This is a genomic window from Candidatus Mycobacterium methanotrophicum (assembly GCF_023515995.1).
In the GTDB taxonomy this organism is placed as follows: Bacteria; Actinomycetota; Actinomycetes; order Mycobacteriales; family Mycobacteriaceae; genus Mycobacterium; species Mycobacterium methanotrophicum.
On the sequence record NZ_CP097320.1, the window covers coordinates 4,131,247 to 4,149,703 of the forward strand.

An 18,457-nucleotide genomic window follows, 5' to 3' on the forward strand; every position below is an offset into this window, starting at 1 on the left:
GAAGCCACGCGGGCGGACCCGCCCTAAGCTAGCGACCGTGGCCTCAGCGCTGGATGTTCAGGTGAAATCGATTCGTGTGCGTGGCGATTCACCCGGTGCGGTGCAGATTGCGACGGCGGTACGGGATCGGTTGAAGGCCGACGGGATTGACCTGAAGGCGGTTTGCTGATGCGACTGCGCCCCGGCCGTCCGGACATCGGGCGGTACACACACCGGTTCAGTGTGCCGGTCGCAGAATCCAGAGCGCCGCTGACCGTGACGTGGCTGGGGGTGTCGACGCTGCTGCTCGACGGCGGGGCTTCGGCGCTGCTGACCGATGGCTACTTCTCCCGGCCGAGCCTGGCCCGGGCGGCGTTGGGCAAGGTGTCACCGTCGCCGGCCCGGGTCGACGGCTGCCTGGCCCGCCTCCGGCTGACACGGCTGGAGGCGGTCGTCCCGGTGCACACGCATATCGACCACGCGCTGGATTCCGCGCTGGTAGCCGATCGCACCGGGGCGCTTCTGGTCGGCGGCGAATCAGCGGCCAATGTCGGCCGCGGCCACGGCCTTTCCGCAGACCGCATCGTGATCGCTGTATCGGGCGAACCAATTCGGTTGGGCGCCTTTGATATTACGTTGATCAGGTCGCGCCACAGCCCACCCGATCGGTTCCCCGGAGAGATCAGCGCGCCGGTGGTACCGCCGGTGAAGGCATCGGCGTACCGCTGCGGCGAGGCCTGGTCGGTGCTGGTGCATCACCGGACATCGGATCGGCGGCTGCTGATTCAAGGCAGTGCCGGCTTCGTCAAGGGCTTGCTGGCCGGCCATCGCGCCGATGTCGTCTATCTCGGTGTGGGCCAGTTGGGGTTGCAGGGCGAGTCCTACCTCGCCGACTACTGGACCGAAGCCGTGCGCGCCGTGGGTGCGCACCGCGTGGTGTTGATCCATTGGGATGATTTCTTCCGTCCGCTGTCAGAACCGTTGCGCGCGTTGCCGTATGCGGGCGACGACTTGGATGTGACGCTGCGCGTCCTGAGTAAGCTGGCCGACCAAGACGGTGTCGCGCTGGATATGCCGACGGTATGGCGGCGTGAAGACCCGTGGGCCCGAATTTGACGCTGCTTCTGGCTCTTCTGGCTCTGGCGGTGGTTTTGGCGTTCGCGGTTGCCCGTCCACGCGGCTGGCCGGAGGCGTTCGCCGCCGTTCCGGCGGTCGTCATCCTGATAGCCGTCGGCGCGATCTCCACGCGCGACGCGACCGCAGAGGCAGCTCAACTGTCGGGCGTCGTCGCCTTCCTGGGCGCGGTGCTGGTGTTGGCCAAAATGTGCGACGACGAAGGCCTTTTCGAGGCGGCCGGAGCGGCTATGGCACGCGCCCGCCTCGGATCCCGACGGCTACTGCGGCAAGTGTTCGCTATTGCCGCCGTGATCACCGCGGTGCTGAGCCTGGACGCCACCGTTGTGCTGCTGACGCCGGTGGTGTTGACGACGGTGCGCCGGCTGCGGGCACCGGTGCGGCCACACGCCTACGCGACCGCACACCTGGCCAACGCGGCGTCGCTACTGCTTCCGGTGTCAAACCTGACCAACCTGCTTGCTTTTCACGTCGCCAACGTGACGTTCACGAAATTCACCGCGGTGATGGCGCTGCCCTGGCTGGCCGCGGTGGCCACCGTCTACCTCGTCTTCCGGGTATTCTTCCGTCGCGATCTCAGCGTGCGGCCGGATCCACCTGAAGATGAGCCAACTCCGCAGATACCGGTGTTCGCGTTGGTGGTGGTGGCACTGACGCTCGCCGGGTTCGTGATCGCGGAGGCGGCCGAGGCGGCGCCGGCCTGGGCGGCGCTCGCCGGAGCGGCGGTGCTGGCGATACGAAGCCTGGCGCGACGCCACACCACGGCGGTGGCGATCGTGCGCGCGGTGAACATACCGTTTCTGGTATTCGTCCTGGCGCTGGGCATCGTGGTGCAAGCGGTCATGCAGAACGGCGTGTCCGACCGGATGGCCGCGGTATTGCCGTCCGGTTCCGGTCTGCCCGCGCTGCTCGGCTTCGCGGTGGTGGCCGCGGTGCTGGCCAACATCGTCAACAACCTGCCCGCCACACTCGTGCTGGCACCGCTGGTGGCGTCAAGCGGGCCAGCGGCGGTGCTGGCCGTACTGATCGGGGTGAACATCGGCCCCAACCTGACCTACGTCGGCTCGCTGTCAAATCTGCTGTGGCGCAGCGTGTTACGTCGCTACGACGTTCCGGCCAGCGTCGGGGAGTACACCAGGCTCGGGCTGTGCACCGTGCCGACAGCGCTGCTAGCGGCGGTGCTGGCGCTGTGGGCCGGGGTACGACTACTGGGCCTCTAGCCCTCAGTAGTACCAGCAGCCCCTGGAGTCGTTGGGAGCAGAGATAGTCCCTTCTCCAAGATGATGGCGCGGGTGATATCGCTTCGTAACACCATGCGCCAACCACCTGGCGGTGCCGCCGTGGCCAGTCTGATTGTCGACCTTCCCCGCTGACCTGACTGCAGCCAGCACCGCATCGACGAACTCCTGCGGCTCGGCCGATATGGCCGGCCGATCGGCAGCCACCTTGGTTTCGATAGTGAAGCGCACATCGGCCCGATATGAGTCGGCGGGTGAGAACACCTCCGACAAAGTGACTATCGTGTTGTGCTGCACCACGTCCGCCTGCGGGAATTGGCGATTCGGCTTGCCGCAGTCCAGAGTGCGGATCTGCGCCAGGGTCAGGTCGTGCACCTGTGTTCCGACGTAGGGATACGACGGGTCACCGGCGTAGACCGGCCCGGTGTCGGCGCACTGCTGGGGCTCGACGATGGGGTCGTGCAACTGCGGCAAGTCCGCAGCCGTCCGCGGCGCCATCGCCAGAACCGCAATGGCCACCAGCACGGCGCCGAGCCGCACCGGCCGTCGGGCTGCCAATTCGACTAGCGCCTGCGCTGACGGGCGATCTCAGCCAGTACCACGCCGGCAGCCACCGACGCGTTCAACGACTCACCCGCTCCGGCCATCGGGATCGACACCACCGCGTCGCAGTTCTGCCGCACCAGCCGCGACAGCCCCTTTCCTTCCGATCCGACGACTACCACCAGCGGACCCTCGGCGTCCAGATCGTCGAGGAGGGTGTCGCCGTCGGCGTCCAGCCCGACGAGTTGCAGACCGCGGTCCGCCCAATCCTTCAGTGTTCGATTGAGATTGGTGGCTCGCGCGATGGGAATCCGCGCGGCAGCGCCGGCGCTGGTTCGCCAGGCCACCGCAGTCACCGAGGCGGAGCGCCGCTGCGGAATCAAAACGCCATGACCGGCGAACGCCGCGACCGACCGAACGATCGCGCCCAGGTTGCGCGGATCGGAGATGTTGTCCAACGCGACCAGCAATGCTGGCGGCGAATTCAAGGCCACCTCCAGTAGCGCGTCGGGATGGAGGTACTCGTAAGGCGGCACCTGTAACGCGATCCCTTGATGCAGGCCGTTGGTCGTCATCCGATCCAGGTCGGTGCGCGGCACTTCGAGGATCGCGATACCGGAATCGGCTGCCAGCGTGACGGATTCGGTGAGCCGCTCATCGGCCTGGACTCCGAGCGCGACGTAGAGCGCGGTCGCCGGAACCCCGGCGCGCAGGCATTCCAGTACCGGGTTTCGGCCCAGGACCGTTTCGACGTCGTCGTTGCTGCGCTTAGCGGGCCGGCGCTGCTGTGCCTTGAGCCGCTTGGCGGCCGGATGGTACGGACGCAGGTGGGCTGGCGGAGTGGCGCCGCGGCCTTCTAACCCGCGGCGTCGTTGGCCGCCGGAGCCGACGGTCGGCCCTTTTTTCGTGCCGGCTTTGCGGACCGCTCCGCGGCGCCGGGAATTACCTGCCATCGGCTGAGGCCCCCAGCGACCACTGCGGGCCGTCGCCGGTATCGGTGACCTCGATACCCGCGTCCTTCAGCCGATCACGGATCTCGTCGGCCAGCTTCCAGTCGCGCTGCGCGCGGGCTTGCTCGCGCCGCGCCAGCTCGGCGCGAGCCAACACGTCGACCGCTGCCAGCGCAGCCGACGTCTCGTCGTGTGACTCCCAGCGCTCGTCGAGCGGGTCGCAACCGAGAATGCCCATCATCGCTCGGATGGCGGCGGCGTTGGCCAGCGCGGCATCGTGATCACCGGCGTCAAGAGCCCGGTTGCCCTCCGCGCGGGCATGGTGCACCTCGGCCAGCGCGGCCGGCACCGCCAGATCGTCGTTGAGGGCGTCGGCGAACCGCGGCGTCCACTGCCCCGGTTCGACGGCGCCGACCCGGTTGCGCACTCGATGCAGGAAGTCTTCGATCCCGACGTAGGCGTTGACCGCGTCGCGCAACGCGGTCTCGGAGAACTCCAGCATCGAGCGGTAATGCGCGCTGCCAAGGTAGTAGCGCAGCTCGGCGGGCCGGACTCGCTGCAATATGGCGGGAATCGCCAACACGTTGCCCAGCGACTTGCTCATCTTCTCGCCACCCATGGTGACCCAGCCGTTGTGCAACCAGTAGCGGGCGAACCCGTCGCCGGCAGCGCGGCTTTGAGCAATCTCGTTCTCATGATGGGGGAAGACTAAATCCATTCCACCGCAATGGATATCGAATTCCGGGCCGAGATACTCGTGTGCCATTGCCACGCATTCGGTGTGCCAACCGGGCCGTCCGCGCCCCCACGGCGTGGGCCACGACGGCTCTCCGGGCTTGGCGCCCTTCCACAGCGTGAAGTCGCGCTGATCCCGCTTGCCGGTGGCCGCTCCCTCACCTTGGTGGACGTCGTCGATCTTGTGCCCGGACAACTGACCGTATTCGGGGTAGCTCAGCACGTCGAAGTAGACGTCGCCACAACCGGTATAGGCGTTGCCGGTCGCGATCAGCCGCTCAATCAGCTCCACCATCTGGGTGATGTGGCCGGTGGCCCGCGGCTCCGCCGACGGGGGCAAGACGCCCAGGGCGTCGTAGGCGGCGGAGAACGCCCGCTCGTACGTGGCGGCCCATTCCCACCACGGCCGGCCCGCAGCGGCGGCCTTGTTGAGTATTTTGTCGTCGATGTCGGTCACGTTGCGAATGAACGCGACGTCGCAGCCATGCGCCATCAGCCAGCGGCGCAGGATGTCGAAGGCCACGCCGCTGCGCACATGGCCGATGTGCGGCAGACCTTGCACAGTCGCGCCGCACAGGTAGATGGAGACGTGCCCCGGCCGCAGCGGAACGAATTCACGCACGGCTCCCGTTGCCGTGTCGGATAGCCGCAGGTGGGCGCGATCGGTCACGACGTGCCAGCTTACCGGGCCGTAGCTTTGCCAATACCAGCGCAGCGCCGCGGCGTCGTTTCCAATCGCATACGAGAGAAACGATCACCGGGGTGCGCAAGAGCGTCGCGGCGGCTAACCGACGCTTCCTTCGACCTCGATCAGCAACGCCGTGGCGATCGCTGCGCGGCCCTCACCGCGACCGGTCAGCCCCAGCCCGTCGGTGGTGGTGGCCGACACCGACACCGGCGCGTCGAGTAGATCTGACAACAGTTTCTGCGCCTCGGCGCGCCGCGGCCCGACTCTGGGATTGTTTCCGATGACCTGCACCGCGGCGTTGCCGACCCGGTAACCCCGCCCGGCGGTCAGATCCGCGACGTGGCGCAGCATGTCGATCCCGCTGACGCCGGCCCAGCGCGGGTCGTCGACACCGAACACGTCGCCGATGTCGCCGAGTCCCCCCGCCGAGAGCACCGCGTCGCACAACGCATGCACAGCCACGTCGCCGTCGGAATGCCCGGCGCACCCGTCGGCGTCGGAAAACAGCAGCCCCAGCAGCCAGCACGGCCTACCAGCTTCGATCGCGTGCACGTCGGTGCCCAGACCTATCCGCGCGTTCACTGCTTGACAATCGCTTGGGCCAACAGGATGTCCAACCGGGTGGTGATCTTGAAGGCCAGCAGGTCGCCGTCGACCACCTGTACTTGACCGCCGATCTGCTCGACCATGGATGCGTCGTCGGTGAAGTCTGCCCCAGTACCCTCAGGTGCCCGCTGGTATGCCCGCAGCAGCAGTTCGGTGGCGAATCCCTGCGGGGTCTGTACGGCTCGTAGACCGGCCCGCTCCGGGGTCGCTAACACCACCCCTTCGGCGTCGACGGCCTTGACGGTGTCGGCAACCGCCAGCGCGGGCACTACAGCCGAGTGCCCGGCCCGCAGCGCCTCGACCACACGTACCACCAGGCCGGGCGGTGTGAGCGCCCGCGCGGCATCGTGGACCAGCACGAAGTTGGGTCGGTCTGTGTCTGCGACCGCGGCCAAAGCCCGGCTCACCGACTCCCTGCGATTCGCCCCGCCAGCGACGACGGTCGCCTCGCGGCCGAGGATCAATTTGGCCTGGCCGGTGCGATCAGCCGGCACCGCTACCACGACACGATCGACCACACCTGATTCAAGAAGACCGCTGACGGCGCGTTCCACCAGCGTGCGCCCGTCTAGATGAAAGAACGCCTTGGGCACACCGGCGGCCAGCCGGTGGCCCGACCCGGCGGCGGGCACCACCGCGACGGTGTGCGTCACCCCGGCCCCTGCCCGTCAGGGATTCAAGACGCGGCGGCCAGTACCTCGTCGAGGATGGTTTCCGCCTTGGCGTCGTCAGTATTTTCGGCCAGCGCCAACTCGCCCACCAGGATCTGCCGGGCCTTGGCCAGCATGCGTTTCTCGCCTGCGGACAGGCCGCGTTCCTGGTCGCGGCGCCACAGATCGCGAACGACCTCGGCGACCTTGTTGACGTCACCGGAGGCCAGCTTCTCCAAGTTGGCCTTGTAGCGGCGGGACCAGTTGGTCGGCTCTTCGGTGTGCGGTGCGCGCAGCACCTGGAACACCTTGGCGAGACCTTCCTGCCCGACCACATCGCGGACTCCGACGTATTCGGCGTTGTCAGCGGGTACTCGAACGGTCAGGTCGCCCTGCGCCACCTTCAAGACGAGATATTCCTTTTGCTCCCCTTTAACGGTTCGGGTTTCAATCGCCTCGATCAACGCAGCACCGTGGTGTGGATAGACAACGGTGTCTCCGACCTTGAAAATCATCTGATTAGAGCCCCTTTCGTTTCTCCATGCTAACACGCGTCTCCAACACGTGCGGAACAACGGCGCAGGTCAGGGGCACCGCACGCGAAAAGAGGGGGTTGACAGACGGCAGAATTCATGCAGGGCACCGACCTATCTGGAACCCGATGGGCGCCATCCCGGAGGACTCCCGGTTTGCGCTGTTCGGCACGCACAAGATGATACTGCGCTGTTCTGACACCTCAGCTACCGCCCGTCTGATCGACCTACTACTGTGCATAGTCGAACCGCACTGGCATGAGTCGGCTGAGCAGGAGGCTTTGAGTGAATCGCTTCTACTACCGCGACTCCAGACCCCGCTCAAACCGCCGGTCAACCGGGGTCGCCGCGCTCGCGGGGGCCGCACTGATCGGCGCAGCCGCGCTCGCCGGCTGCGGCTCCGGGCAGCTCTCGCAGACCGCCAGCCAGGAGTCCGCTGTCAACGGCACCCATGGGCGCGTCAACGACGTCACGCTGCGCGACGTCCGCATCCAGGCACAGCAGAGCACCGACTTCCTGCGCCCGGGCACAACCGTCGACTTGGTGCTGGTCGCCATCAACCAGTCGCCGGATGTTGCCGACAAGCTGGTCGGCATCTCCAGCGATATCGGCAAGGTGACGGTCACCGGCAATCCCACGTTGCCTGTGGGTGGGACGCTGTTCGTCGGCACTGCGAGCGGGCAGAACCCGAAGGCCACGACTGTCGTGGACGCCGTGGAAGCCGCCGACTCCGTCAAGGCGACGGTGTCACTCGACAAGCCGATCACCAACGGCCTTAACTACAACTTCACCTTCAATTTCGAAAAGGCCGGCAGTGTGAGCCTGGCGGTGCCGATCTCGGCGCCCGAAGGGCGGCCGCTGTCGGCCGAGCGTCCCTAAATCTGTCGGCCCCGCGGGATAGCGTCACCGGGTGGCCAAGGCACGTTCGCAGTACCGCTGTTCGGAATGTCGCCATGTCACCGCCAAGTGGGTAGGACGCTGCCTGGAGTGCGGCGCCTGGGGGTCGGTCGACGAGGTCGCGGTACTCGGCGCTGTCCGAAACGGCGCCCGCCAGTCGGCCACCTCGTCGGCCGCGGTTCCGATCAGCTCCATCGAACCCCGTGACACCCGCCATTGCCCCACTGGGATCGATGAGCTCGACCGAGTGCTGGGCGGCGGCGTGGTGCCGGGCTCGGTCACCCTGCTGGCAGGCGATCCCGGCGTCGGCAAGTCGACGCTGCTGCTCAAGGTCGCCCATCAATGGGCACAGTCAGGGCAGCGCGCGCTGTATATCTCCGGCGAGGAGTCGCCGGGCCAAATCCGGATGCGCGCCGACCGGACCGGCTGCAGCCATCGCGAGCTCTACCTGGCCGCCGAGTCCGACCTGCAGGCGGTGCTGGGTCACATCGACGCGGTGCAACCCACGCTGGTCGTCGTGGACTCGGTGCAGACCATGTCCAGCACTGACACCGACGGCGTCAGCGGCGGTGTCACCCAGGTGCGCGCAGTGACCGCGGCGCTGACCGCGGCAGCGAAGACCACCGGTGTGCCGCTGATCATCGTCGGCCATGTCACCAAGGACGGGGCCATCGCCGGGCCGCGCTCACTGGAACACCTGGTGGACGTCGTGCTGCATTTCGAAGGTGACCGCAACTCGCTGCTGCGGATGGTCCGCGGTGTGAAGAATCGATTCGGAGCGGCCGATGAAGTCGGTTGTTTTCTCTTGCAGGACAACGGAATCGAGGGTGTTGTCGATCCATCCGGGCTATTTCTCGATCAGCGGCCGCAGCCCGTCGCGGGCACCGCCATCACGGTGAGCCTTGACGGTACGCGACCATTGATCGGCGAAGTCCAGGCGCTGCTGGCAGCTCCCTCGGGCGGCTCGCCTCGCCGGGCCGTCAGCGGGATCGACCACGCCCGGGCCGCGATGATCGCCGCGGTGCTGGAAAAGCACGCTCGCCTCAAGATCGCGGTCAACGACGTCTACCTGTCCACCGTGGGCGGTATGCGGCTGACCGATCCGTCATCGGACCTGGCAGTTGCGATCGCACTGGCTTCGGCCTACGTCAACCTGCCGTTGCCGGCCACGGCGGTGATGATCGGTGAAGTCGGTTTGGCGGGCGATCTGCGACGGGTCAGCGGCATGGAACGACGGCTCGCCGAAGCCGCCCGGCAGGGGTTCACCACCGCGCTGATCCCGCCGGGCTGCGATGTGGCGCCGACGGGCGTGCGGGCGCTGGAGGCGGCCACCATCGTCGCAGCGCTAGAGCACCTGCTCGACATCGCCGAGCACCACGCCACCGTAACCGGCACCGACACGTTGGCTGGATAGCGCAGAATGAATAGCAATGACTGGTGGCAGAGCAAAGACCAACGGTGATGTACCGGCGCCGCGTCCCACCCTGCGCGAAGCCGTCGCACGGCTCGCGCCGGGAACCGCACTGCGCGACGGCCTAGAACGCATCCTGCGCGGCCGGACCGGTGCCCTGATAGTCCTCGGTTGCGACAACGGCGTGGAGGCGATCTGCGACGGCGGCTTCTCGCTCGACGTGCGCTATGCGCCGACCATATTGCGGGAGCTGTGCAAGATGGACGGTGCCGTAGTGCTGTCCACCGACTGCAGTCGGATTCTGCGGGCCAACGTGCAGCTGGTGCCCGACCCGTCAATACCCACCGACGAGTCCGGGACCCGGCATCGTTCTGCCGAGCGGGCCGCCATCCAGACCGGCTACCCGGTGATCTCGGTGAGCCACTCGATGAGCATCGTGACCGTCTACCTCGGCGGCGAACGCCACGTACTGGCCGACTCGGCGACCATCCTGTCGCGGGGGAACCAGGCCCTCGCCACGCTGGAGCGTTACAAGGCCCGGCTCGACGAGGTCAGCGGACAACTGTCACGCGCCGAGATCGAAGACTTCGTCACGCTGCGCGATGTGATGACGGTGGTGCAGCGGCTCGAGCTAGTCCGCCGGCTCGGTCTGGTGATCGATTACGACGCCGTCGAGCTGGGCACCGACGGACGTCAGCTGCGGCTTCAGCTGGAGGAGTTGCTGGGCGGCAACGACGCCGCGCGGGAACTGATCGTGCGCGACTACCACGCCAACCCCGAACCGTTGTCCAAGGAAGAGCTCGGAGCAATCCTGGCCGAGCTGGATGACCTGACCGACACCGAGTTGGTCGACTTCACTGTGCTGGCAAAGGTTTTCGGCTACCCGTCGACGACGGAAGCCCAAGACGAGGCAATCAGCACACGCGGCTATCGCGCGATGGCCGGTATCCCCCGGCTGCAGTCCGCCCACGCCGACCGGCTGGTCCGGGAGTTCGGATCCCTGCAGGGTCTGCTGGCGGCCAGCGCCAGCGATCTGGAGGCCGTCGAGGGGATCGGCGCGATCTGGGCACGGCAGGTTCGCGAGGGGCTTTCGCGTCTGGCCGAGTCAACCATCGCCGACCCCCTGGGCTGAGCCCGGTTAGCCGCCGGGACCGGGCAGCGGCCCAACCGGCGCCTGCCCGATGGGCGCCTGGCCGGGCATTCCTGGTGCCGGCGGAGGCACGGCGCCCGGTGGTGGTGGCGGCGCCAGGATGAACGGGACGGCGGCAGAGCGGAGGTTTCCCAGCTGTACGACAAGGTTGTAGGTTCCGGGTCCGATCGGCGGCCGTGGCAGCGGACAGTGCGGGGCCGACCCCATGCCGGTCCAGGTCACGGCGGTGGTCACCTGCTCGCCCGGCGCGAACGTCTTGACCAGGGTCTCGTTGGACGGCGCACAGTCCAGGTTGGACCACAACCGCTTGTTGTCCAGCGAATACACATAGGCCGCCAGAACCGCCGCGCCGACGTCGCGCTTGCAGGCCACCAGCCCGATATTGGTCACAACCATCGTGAATTTCGGCTGGTCGCCGATGAAGTACTGGGGCGCGTTGGTCAGGCCCAAAACGGCCAGGGTGGAGTCGGGACAGTCGTCGCCTTCTTTGAGCACCGGCGGTGGCTGCACGGCTGCCGTCGGCGTCTCGGCCGGCTGGTCGGAGTTCTGTCCCGCCGGCGGCACCACCGGGCTCTTGGACTCTGGCGCTGCTCCGGCTGCGCCCGCGGGTCTCTGTCCCGCCGCGGCCCCCGACTTGCCGTCGGTTTTGGCACCGGCGCTGCTGCTCAGGACCGCGACGACGATCGCGATCACAATGCCGACCGCGACGACCCCGATGCCCAACGCCAATCCCCGGCGTCGCCAGTAGATCTCCGGCGGTAGCGGGCCCCGCGGTTCCAGATCCAGCACGTTCACACGATAAGCCCAGGTCACGTCGACAGGGCTGACCCGACTCGGCGTGTCGCCCAGTTAGCTCCGGTCAGGTTGAACCGCCGGGCGGGACGGCTCGGCAGGCGTGGCCACCACAACCAGCGTCCCAGTAAGGCCACCAGCGCCGGCATCAGGAAAGCCCCGACGACCAGGGTGTCGAGCCGAAGTTGCCGACCACCACGACCGCTGCCACCGGGTTGCGCAGCACCACCGCGACCATCAGAAAGATCGCGTAATCTGTTCCCGCGCCAAGGATCATCGCCGCAACCAGCGCGACAGAGAACAGCGACACCTCGACCAGCCCGTGGTTGCCGAGTGCCGCCACTATAGGGCGGGCCACAGCCAGCGCAAGGCCGACGGAAATCAACGGGATAGCCGCGGCTACCGGTGAACGGTAGACCGATAAGCAGCAGCATGATGACCATGACCGTTGCCGCGGTGATCACCAGCATCTGGTGGTCGATAGCGGCGAACTCGTCGACGAGCGCGCTGCCCGCCCCCCGTGAGGGCTGGCTTAAGGCTCGTCCCCGATATCGCCGATCGCATCGCGCAGCACCACGCGCCCGGCGATGAGGCGGTAGGTGGCGCCGACAATCGCCAACGTTCCTGCCTTCACCTGGTCGGCAATGGCAGTCGAGCGAGCCATCAGTTGCGCGCCGGTCTCGACCACATGCCGCGCCACGAATTCGTCTACCCGGGTCAAACCCTCGCGGCGCCCCAGCAATATCGACGGCGTCACCCGCTCGACCACCTCACGCACATAACCGCCCGGCAGTACACCGTCGTCGAGTGCGGCAAGCGTCGCCTTGACCGCCCCACAGCCGTCGTGGCCCAGAACCACGATCAGCGGCACGCCAAGCGCGGTCACCGCGAATTCAATTGAGCCCAACACCGCGGAGTCGATGACATGCCCGGCCGTCCGGACCACGAACATGTCGCCCAAACCCTGGTCGAAGATGATCTCGGCGGCCACCCGGCTGTCCCCGCAGCCGAAGAGCGCCACGATGGGCGTCTGCCCTTTGGCCAGGCTGGCCCGATGGTCGACGCTTTGGCTCGGGTGCTCCGGCTGGCCGGCGACGAACCGCTCGTTACCCTCTTTGAGTGCTTTCCACGCGGTTACCGGATTGGTATCGGGCATGCCGCATATTTTGCCGCGCCGGCCGTGAAGCTCTCACCAATGCAGTGTGAACTTCTCGATTGGTACGACCGGTCGCGACGTGACCTGCCGTGGCGGGATCCCGGCGTGAGCCCCTGGCAAATCCTGGTCAGCGAGTTCATGCTGCAGCAAACACCGGTTTCACGGGTGCTGCCGATCTGGCGCGACTGGGTGGTGCGGTGGCCGACAGCATCGGCGACGGCGGCGGCCAGCGCGGCAGACATCGTGCGCGCTTGGGGCAAGCTCGGCTACCCACGGCGAGCCAAGCGCCTGCACGAGTGCGCGACCGTGATCGCTCGTGACTACGGTGACGTGGTTCCCGACGACGTCGAGATTCTGCTGACGCTGCCCGGGGTGGGCAGCTACACCGCCCGGGCGGTGGCGTGCTTCGCCTACCAGCAGTCGGTGCCGGTGGTCGACACCAACGTCCGTCGGGTGGTGGCTCGCGTTGTGCATGGCCGCGCGGACGCTGCCGCCGCGTCGACGGCCCGTGACCACGCCGATGTATCCGCGTTGCTGCCCAATGATGGTTCAGCGCACCGATTTTCAGCGGCGCTGATGGAGCTGGGCGCTACGTTGTGCACTGCGCGGACGCCGCGATGCGGGCTATGCCCACTGAGTAGCTGCCGATGGCGGCAGACCGGCTACCCACCCGGGCAGGGTGCGGCACGCCGCCCGCAGGCCTACGCCGGAACAGACCGACAGGTTCGCGGCCGGCTATTGGATGTCTTACGCGACAATGAGTTTCCGGTCACCCGTGCTGAGCTGGACGTCGCTTGGCCGACGAATACCGAGCAGCGCGAACGAGCGCTGAAGTCACTGCTCGCCGATGGTCTGGTGAAACAGACCACAGACGGCCGGTTCGCGCTGGTCGGAGAATCGGGCTGACATAGAGCTAAGGCGGAGCTAAAAACGATTCCACCGCCTGCCGATAAACCAGTGGTGCCTCGTCGTGAACCAAGTGGCCTGCGCCGGGTACATGCAAGTACTCTGCCCGGTAGCCGGTTTCGTTCATCGATTGCATCTGCCCAGTTGGGGTGACCGAATTGCCGGCCTCGATCAGCAGTACGGGCGCTCGCACCGCTCGCCACCGCGCCCAATAGTCGCGGGTGCCCCATTCTGCTGCGATCTCGATCCACCGAGCAGTGTCACCGTGCAGCCGCCAACCGGTTGCGGTGCGATCGAACGCCTCCAGGAAATACCGGCCCGCGACTGACCCGAACTCGGCGAATACCTGCTCTGCGGAGGCGAATTCGACCGGCAGGTTATGCAGCCACGGCTCCCACGGTCCGGTGGTGCGGCCCTGGAAGTCCGGTGCCATGTCTTCGACCACCAACGCCGAGACCAGGTCGAGACGCTCGGCGGCCAGACACCAGGAGTGCAGGGCGCCCATGGAATGCCCGACCAGCCGCGCGGGCGTGCCTAGCGCGGCCACCGCATTGCCGAGGTCGGCCACAAAACGTTCGGTGCTGATCGGGTAGGGATCGTCCACGCCGCGGCCGCGGTGCCACGGCGCGTCGTAGGTGTAGACAGCACCCAGCCCGGTCAGCCACGGTATCTGTCGCGGCCAGGTCGTGCCGCGGCCCATCAGGCCATGCACCAAGACCACCGGGTCGCCTCGACCACCACGATGGATGAGCAGATCACCCGCCATGGGCGGCACGGTAGCCTAACGACATGCCAGTGGTGAAGATCAACGCAATTGAGGTGCCCGCGGATGCAGGCCCTGAACTGGAGAAGCGGTTCGCTCATCGCGCGCACGCGGTGGAGAATTCGCCGGGCTTCCTCGGCTTTCAGCTGCTTCGCCCGGTCAAGGGCGAAGACCGCTACTTCGTGGTGACGCAGTGGGAGTCCGAAGAGGCCTTCCAGGCGTGGGCAACCGGGCCGGCTATCGAAGCTCACGCCGGCCATCGGGCTAACCCCGTGGCGACCGGCGCATCACTGCTGGAATTCGAGGTTGTGTTAGACGTTGCCGGTTCCGGCCGCAACGCGTAACCCGCGCCAGGTCCGGCACCGCGTTGCGGCATTGACGGCCGCTGCCACGCTGGTCGCCGTCCTGGCCGCGGCTTGCTCTCCACCGCCGACTCCGTCCGCCAACGCAGCGGACGGCGGCCGGCGGATCGACATGAGGACGCCGGCCGGTCTGCGGGCGCAGCAGACGCTGGACATGATCAACTCCGACTGGCCTATCGGTCCGATCGGAGTCGCCACCCTCGCCACCGCCGACATGATCAAGCCGGTCGAGGCGAGCATGGAAGCCCTCTGGTGGGATCGCCCGTTCACCCTGGTCGGAGTCGACCTCAAGGCGGGCACCGGCACACTGCAGCTGATCACGTCCTACGGTGCACGCCAAGAAATCCGGATACATACCGGCGACGACACATTGGTCGACGGGTTCGAGGTCACCACGCAAGCGCCGACGATCTCCTCCTGGCGTGACATCAATACCGCGCTGGGCAAGACCCACGCCCGTTACTCGTGGCAGGTCGCCGAGGTCAACGATGGGCAATGCGATCGGGTGGCGGGTACCAACACCGCACTGCCACTCCCGCTGGCGTCGATCTTCAAGCTGTACGTGCTCTACGCCGTAGCGGATGCCGTCAAGGGCGGAACGGTGTCCTGGGACGATCAGTTGACCATCACCGAGAAGGGCAGAGCCGTCGGTTCGGGAATGGATTTGCCGGTGGGAGCCCATATTTCGGTGCGAACCGCCGCCGAGAAGATGATCGCCACCAGCGACAACATGGCCACGGACATGCTGATCGGAAAAGTGGGGACTCAGGGCGTCGAGGCTGCGTTGGCAAAGGCCGGCCATCACGACCCGGCGGCGATGACGCCTTTTCCGACCATGTACGAGTTGTTCTCCGTCGCTTGGGGACAGCCGGATGTGCGCGAGGAATGGCAACGGGCCACGCCACAAGCTCGGGCGACGTTGCTTCGACAAGCCAATTCGCGTGTCTACCAACCGGATCCAATGCGCGCCCACGTGCCTGCCTCAGACTACGGTGTGGAATGGTATGGCAGCGCCGAGGATATCTGCCGGGTGCATGCGGCACTGCAGGCCGCCGCGGTACGCAAAGCCGCGCCCGTCAAGCAGATCTTGGCGGCTGCTCCCGGTATCAATTTGGATCGGCACGAATGGCCCTACATCGGCGCGAAAGCCGGTGGCCTGCCGGGTGACCTGACGTTCAGCTGGTATGCCCTCGACCGGACCGGGCAGCCGTGGGTAGTGAGTTTCCAGCTGAATTGGCCGCGCGATCACGGTCCGAGCGTGACCGGCTGGATGCTGCAGATCGCAAAACAGGTCTTCGGGCTGCTGTCCGCGCAGCGCTGAATCCACGCAACGCACGAGTGGCCAGTTATGACACGGAGTTTCGCGTAAAGCGTGTCTTAACTGGCCACTCGGCAGTGCGATTATGGCGCTGCGGTACCCGTAGTGCCGATGGCGTGGGCGCCGGCCTTGGCCAGATCTGGCTCGGGCTCAATCGGCTTGCGGGCCCCGGTGAAGGTAAACACCGCATCCTCTCCCGCACCCTCGCCGTCCCAGTTGTCTACGTCCACGGTGACAAGCTGGCCCGGACCGACCTGCTCGAACAGGATCTTCTCGGACAGCTGGTCCTCGATCTCCCGCTGGATTGCGCGCCGCAACGGGCGCGCGCCCAGCACCGGATCGAAGCCACGCTTGGCCAGCAACGACTTGGCTTTGTCGGTCAGCTGCATCGCCATGTCTTTGCCCTTCAGCTGCTTTTCCACCCGGCCGATCATCAGGTCGACCATCCGGATGATCTCGTCGCGAGTCAGCTGGTGGAAGACGATGATGTCGTCGATGCGGTTGAGGAACTCCGGACGGAAGTGCTTCTTCAGCTCGTCGTTGACCTTCTGTTTCATCCGCTCGTAGTCGTTGTCGCCGCCACCCTGGGTGAAGCCCAGACCGACTGCCTTGGAGATGTCGGCGGTGCCGAGGTTGGACGTGAAGATCAGCACGGTGTTCTTGAAGTCGACCGTGCGGCCCTGTCCGTCGGTCAGCCGGCCGTCCTCGAGCACCTGCAACAGGCTGTTGTAAATCTCCTGGTGCGCCTTCTCGATCTCGTCGAACAGCACCACGGAAAACGGTTTGCGCCGCACTTTCTCGGTGAGCTGGCCACCCTCCTCATAGCCGACGTATCCCGGCGGGGCACCGAACAACCGCGATGCAGTGAACCGGTCGTGGAACTCGCCCATGTCGATCTGGATAAGCGCGTCGTCGTCGCCGAACAAGAAGTTGGCCAGCGCCTTGGACAGCTCGGTCTTACCCACCCCAGACGGGCCGGCGAAGATGAACGAACCCGACGGGCGCTTGGGGTCCTTCAGCCCGGCACGGGTGCGGCGGATCGCCTTCGACACGGCCTTGACCGCGTCCTCCTGGCCGATGATCCGCTTGTGTATCTCGTCTTCCATGCGCAACAGCCGGGTGGTCTCGGCCTCGGTCAGCTTGAACACCGGGATGCCGGTCCAGTTACCCAGCACCTCGGCGATCTCGTTGTCGTCTACCTCGGCCACCACGTCGAGATCACCTGAGCGCCATTGCTTTTCGCGCTCGGCCCGCTTCGCCGCCAGTTGCTTCTCGCGGTCGCGCAGGCTGGCCGCCTTCTCGAAGTCCTGCGCATCGATCGCGGACTCCTTCTCGCGGCGCGCTTCGGCGATTTTTTCGTCGAACTCACGTAGGTCTGGCGGCGCGGTCATCCGGCGAATCCGCATGCGGGCACCGGCCTCGTCGATCAGGTCGATCGCCTTGTCCGGCAGGAACCGGTCATTGATATAGCGGTCGGCCAGGGTTGCGGCGGCCGTTATCGCCGAATCGGTGATGGACACCCGGTGGTGCGCCTCGTAGCGGTCACGCAGGCCCTTGAGGATCTCGATGGTGTGCTCCACCGTCGGCTCGCCGACCTGGACCGGTTGGAAGCGGCGCTCCAGCGCGGCGTCCTTCTCGATGTACTTGCGGTACTCGTCGAGCGTGGTTGCGCCGATCGTTTGAAGTTCACCGCGAGCGAGCTTCGGTTTCAGGATCGACGCCGCGTCGATGGCGCCCTCGGCGGCGCCGGCACCCACCAGCGTGTGCAACTCGTCGATGAACAAGATGATGTCGCCGCGGGTGTTGATTTCTTTGAGCACCTTCTTCAGACGCTCCTCGAAGTCACCGCGGTAACGGCTGCCCGCCACCAGCGATCCCAGGTCCAGCGTGTAGAGCTGCTTGTCTTTCAGCGTCTCGGGAACCTCCCCGTGCACGATGGCCTGCGCCAGACCCTCGACCACCGCGGTCTTCCCGACGCCGGGCTCACCGATGAGCACCGGGTTGTTCTTGGTGCGCCGGCTCAACACCTGCATCACCCGCTCGATCTCCTTCTCGCGACCGATGACGGGGTCGAGCTTGCCTTCCATCGCGGCGGCGGTCAGGTTGCGCCCGAACTGGTCGAGCACCAGCGACGTCGACGGGCTGCCGGACTCGCCGCCGCGGCCGCCGGTGCCGGCCTCGGCCGTCTCCTTGCCCTGGTAGCCGCTCAGCAGCTGGATCACCTGCTGACGCACCCTGGTCAGCTCAGCGCCCAGCTTGACCAACACCTGGGCGGCAACGCCTTCACCCTCACGGATCAAGCCGAGCAGAATGTGTTCGGTGCCGATGTAGTTGTGGCCCAGCTGCAGCGCCTCACGCAGACTCAGCTCGAGCACCTTCTTGGCGCGCGGCGTGAACGGGATGTGTCCCGATGGGGCCTGCTGGCCCTGGCCGATGATCTCCTCGACCTGGCTGCGCACGCCCTCGAGCGAAATGCCCAGCGATTCCAGCGACTTGGCCGCTACGCCTTCGCCTTCATGAATAAGGCCCAACAGGATATGCTCGGTCCCGATGTAGTTGTGGTTGAGCATCCGGGCCTCTTCTTGCGCCAAGACGACGACCCTGCGGGCGCGGTCCGTAAATCGTTCGAACATCCGTGGTTACCTG

16 protein-coding genes and 4 pseudogenes are annotated in these 18,457 nt (G+C 66.5%); 9 read left to right on the top strand and 11 right to left on the bottom strand.

Translation table 11 applies throughout. The annotated features are described in order from the left end of the window. Positions 1-43: 43 nt before the first annotated feature. From M5I08_RS27350 to M5I08_RS21600, 3 genes and pseudogenes are all read left to right on the top strand, one after another. Positions 44-169 (top strand): annotated as a pseudogene (locus tag M5I08_RS27350) (LamB/YcsF family protein); the annotation flags it as partial. Then, positions 169-1,095, top strand: coding sequence for an MBL fold metallo-hydrolase (locus tag M5I08_RS21595; protein WP_219067053.1), 927 nt, complete (start codon positions 169-171; stop codon positions 1,093-1,095). The pseudogene M5I08_RS27350 and the gene M5I08_RS21595, both read left to right, overlap by 1 nt. After that, a complete protein-coding gene (locus M5I08_RS21600) occupies positions 1,092-2,333 on the top strand; it encodes an SLC13 family permease (RefSeq protein WP_219067078.1) in 1,242 nt (413 codons plus the stop codon). Before M5I08_RS21595 ends, M5I08_RS21600 begins: the two co-directional genes overlap by 4 nt. 135 nt (positions 2,334-2,468) lie before the next feature. Here the strand turns inward: M5I08_RS21600 and M5I08_RS21605 are convergent. The 6 genes and pseudogenes from M5I08_RS21605 to carD form a co-directional block, all read right to left on the bottom strand. Further along, positions 2,469-2,813: pseudogene (locus M5I08_RS21605) on the bottom strand (PI-PLC domain-containing protein); the annotation flags it as partial. Between the two features lie 101 nt (positions 2,814-2,914). Further along, the gene (gene rlmB / locus M5I08_RS21610) at positions 2,915-3,847 is read right to left on the bottom strand and encodes a 23S rRNA (guanosine(2251)-2'-O)-methyltransferase RlmB (RefSeq protein ID WP_219067052.1); all 933 of its coding nucleotides are present in this window, start codon (positions 3,845-3,847) and stop codon (positions 2,915-2,917) included. Then, on the bottom strand, positions 3,837-5,249 hold the full coding sequence (cysS, locus tag M5I08_RS21615; protein WP_219067051.1) for a cysteine--tRNA ligase: 1,413 nt from the start codon (positions 5,247-5,249) through the stop codon (positions 3,837-3,839). The genes rlmB and cysS overlap by 11 nt, the downstream gene beginning before the upstream one ends. 114 nt (positions 5,250-5,363) lie before the next feature. Next, on the bottom strand, positions 5,364-5,849 hold the full coding sequence (ispF, locus tag M5I08_RS21620; RefSeq protein ID WP_219067050.1) for a 2-C-methyl-D-erythritol 2,4-cyclodiphosphate synthase: 486 nt from the start codon (positions 5,847-5,849) through the stop codon (positions 5,364-5,366). Next, positions 5,846-6,526 carry a 2-C-methyl-D-erythritol 4-phosphate cytidylyltransferase gene (ispD, locus tag M5I08_RS21625; RefSeq protein ID WP_219067049.1) on the bottom strand — a complete coding sequence of 227 codons (681 nt, stop codon included), beginning with the start codon at positions 6,524-6,526 and terminating at the stop codon, positions 5,846-5,848. Before ispD ends, ispF begins: the two co-directional genes overlap by 4 nt. Positions 6,527-6,549: 23 nt before the next feature. Next, positions 6,550-7,038 carry an RNA polymerase-binding transcription factor CarD gene (gene carD / locus M5I08_RS21630; protein WP_219067048.1) on the bottom strand — a complete coding sequence of 163 codons (489 nt, stop codon included), beginning with the start codon at positions 7,036-7,038 and terminating at the stop codon, positions 6,550-6,552. Between the two features lie 303 nt (positions 7,039-7,341). Between carD and M5I08_RS21635 the strand changes: the two genes are divergently transcribed. From M5I08_RS21635 to disA, 3 genes are read left to right on the top strand one after another with little or no spacing between them, the layout of a single operon-like run. Then, positions 7,342-7,935 carry a copper chaperone PCu(A)C domain-containing protein gene (locus M5I08_RS21635; RefSeq protein ID WP_370328526.1) on the top strand — a complete coding sequence of 198 codons (594 nt, stop codon included), beginning with the start codon at positions 7,342-7,344 and terminating at the stop codon, positions 7,933-7,935. A 31-nt stretch (positions 7,936-7,966) separates the two neighbouring features. After that, positions 7,967-9,367 carry a DNA repair protein RadA gene (gene radA / locus M5I08_RS21640; protein WP_219067047.1) on the top strand — a complete coding sequence of 467 codons (1,401 nt, stop codon included), beginning with the start codon at positions 7,967-7,969 and terminating at the stop codon, positions 9,365-9,367. Positions 9,368-9,383: 16 nt separating this feature from the next. Continuing rightward, complete coding sequence (disA, locus tag M5I08_RS21645; protein ID WP_219067046.1) at positions 9,384-10,496, top strand: DNA integrity scanning diadenylate cyclase DisA; 1,113 nt, start codon at positions 9,384-9,386, stop codon at positions 10,494-10,496. Between the two features lie 6 nt (positions 10,497-10,502). On the opposite strand, the gene M5I08_RS21650 is transcribed toward disA, so the two are convergent. The 3 genes and pseudogenes from M5I08_RS21650 to M5I08_RS21660 form a co-directional block, all read right to left on the bottom strand. Continuing rightward, on the bottom strand, positions 10,503-11,303 hold the full coding sequence (locus M5I08_RS21650) for a hypothetical protein (RefSeq protein WP_219067075.1): 801 nt from the start codon (positions 11,301-11,303) through the stop codon (positions 10,503-10,505). A 238-nt stretch (positions 11,304-11,541) separates the two neighbouring features. After that, positions 11,542-11,809 (bottom strand): annotated as a pseudogene (locus M5I08_RS27105) (MMPL family transporter); the annotation flags it as partial. A 29-nt stretch (positions 11,810-11,838) separates the two neighbouring features. After that, entirely contained in the window at positions 11,839-12,462 is a 624-nt protein-coding gene (locus tag M5I08_RS21660; RefSeq protein WP_219067045.1) for a carbonic anhydrase, read from the bottom strand. Here M5I08_RS21660 and M5I08_RS21665 point away from each other — a divergent pair. Then, positions 12,461-13,368, top strand: a pseudogene (locus M5I08_RS21665) (iron-sulfur binding domain-containing protein). The gene M5I08_RS21660 and the pseudogene M5I08_RS21665 sit on opposite strands and share 2 nt — an antisense overlap. 7 nt (positions 13,369-13,375) lie before the next feature. Here M5I08_RS21665 and M5I08_RS21670 read toward each other — a convergent pair. Continuing rightward, positions 13,376-14,134 carry an alpha/beta fold hydrolase gene (locus M5I08_RS21670; RefSeq protein WP_370328527.1) on the bottom strand — a complete coding sequence of 253 codons (759 nt, stop codon included), beginning with the start codon at positions 14,132-14,134 and terminating at the stop codon, positions 13,376-13,378. A 23-nt stretch (positions 14,135-14,157) separates the two neighbouring features. Here M5I08_RS21670 and mhuD point away from each other — a divergent pair, with 23 nt between their 5' ends. After that, positions 14,158-14,475, top strand: a complete 318-nt coding sequence (gene mhuD / locus M5I08_RS21675; protein ID WP_219067042.1) for a mycobilin-forming heme oxygenase MhuD — start codon at positions 14,158-14,160, stop codon at positions 14,473-14,475. Further along, complete coding sequence (locus M5I08_RS21680) at positions 14,450-15,814, top strand: serine hydrolase (RefSeq protein WP_219067041.1); 1,365 nt, start codon at positions 14,450-14,452, stop codon at positions 15,812-15,814. The genes mhuD and M5I08_RS21680 overlap by 26 nt, the downstream gene beginning before the upstream one ends. Positions 15,815-15,894: 80 nt before the next feature. Here M5I08_RS21680 and clpC1 read toward each other — a convergent pair whose 3' ends face one another. After that, positions 15,895-18,444 carry an ATP-dependent protease ATP-binding subunit ClpC gene (clpC1, locus tag M5I08_RS21685; RefSeq protein WP_219067040.1) on the bottom strand — a complete coding sequence of 850 codons (2,550 nt, stop codon included), beginning with the start codon at positions 18,442-18,444 and terminating at the stop codon, positions 15,895-15,897. Between the last annotated feature and the right edge of the window lie 13 nt (positions 18,445-18,457).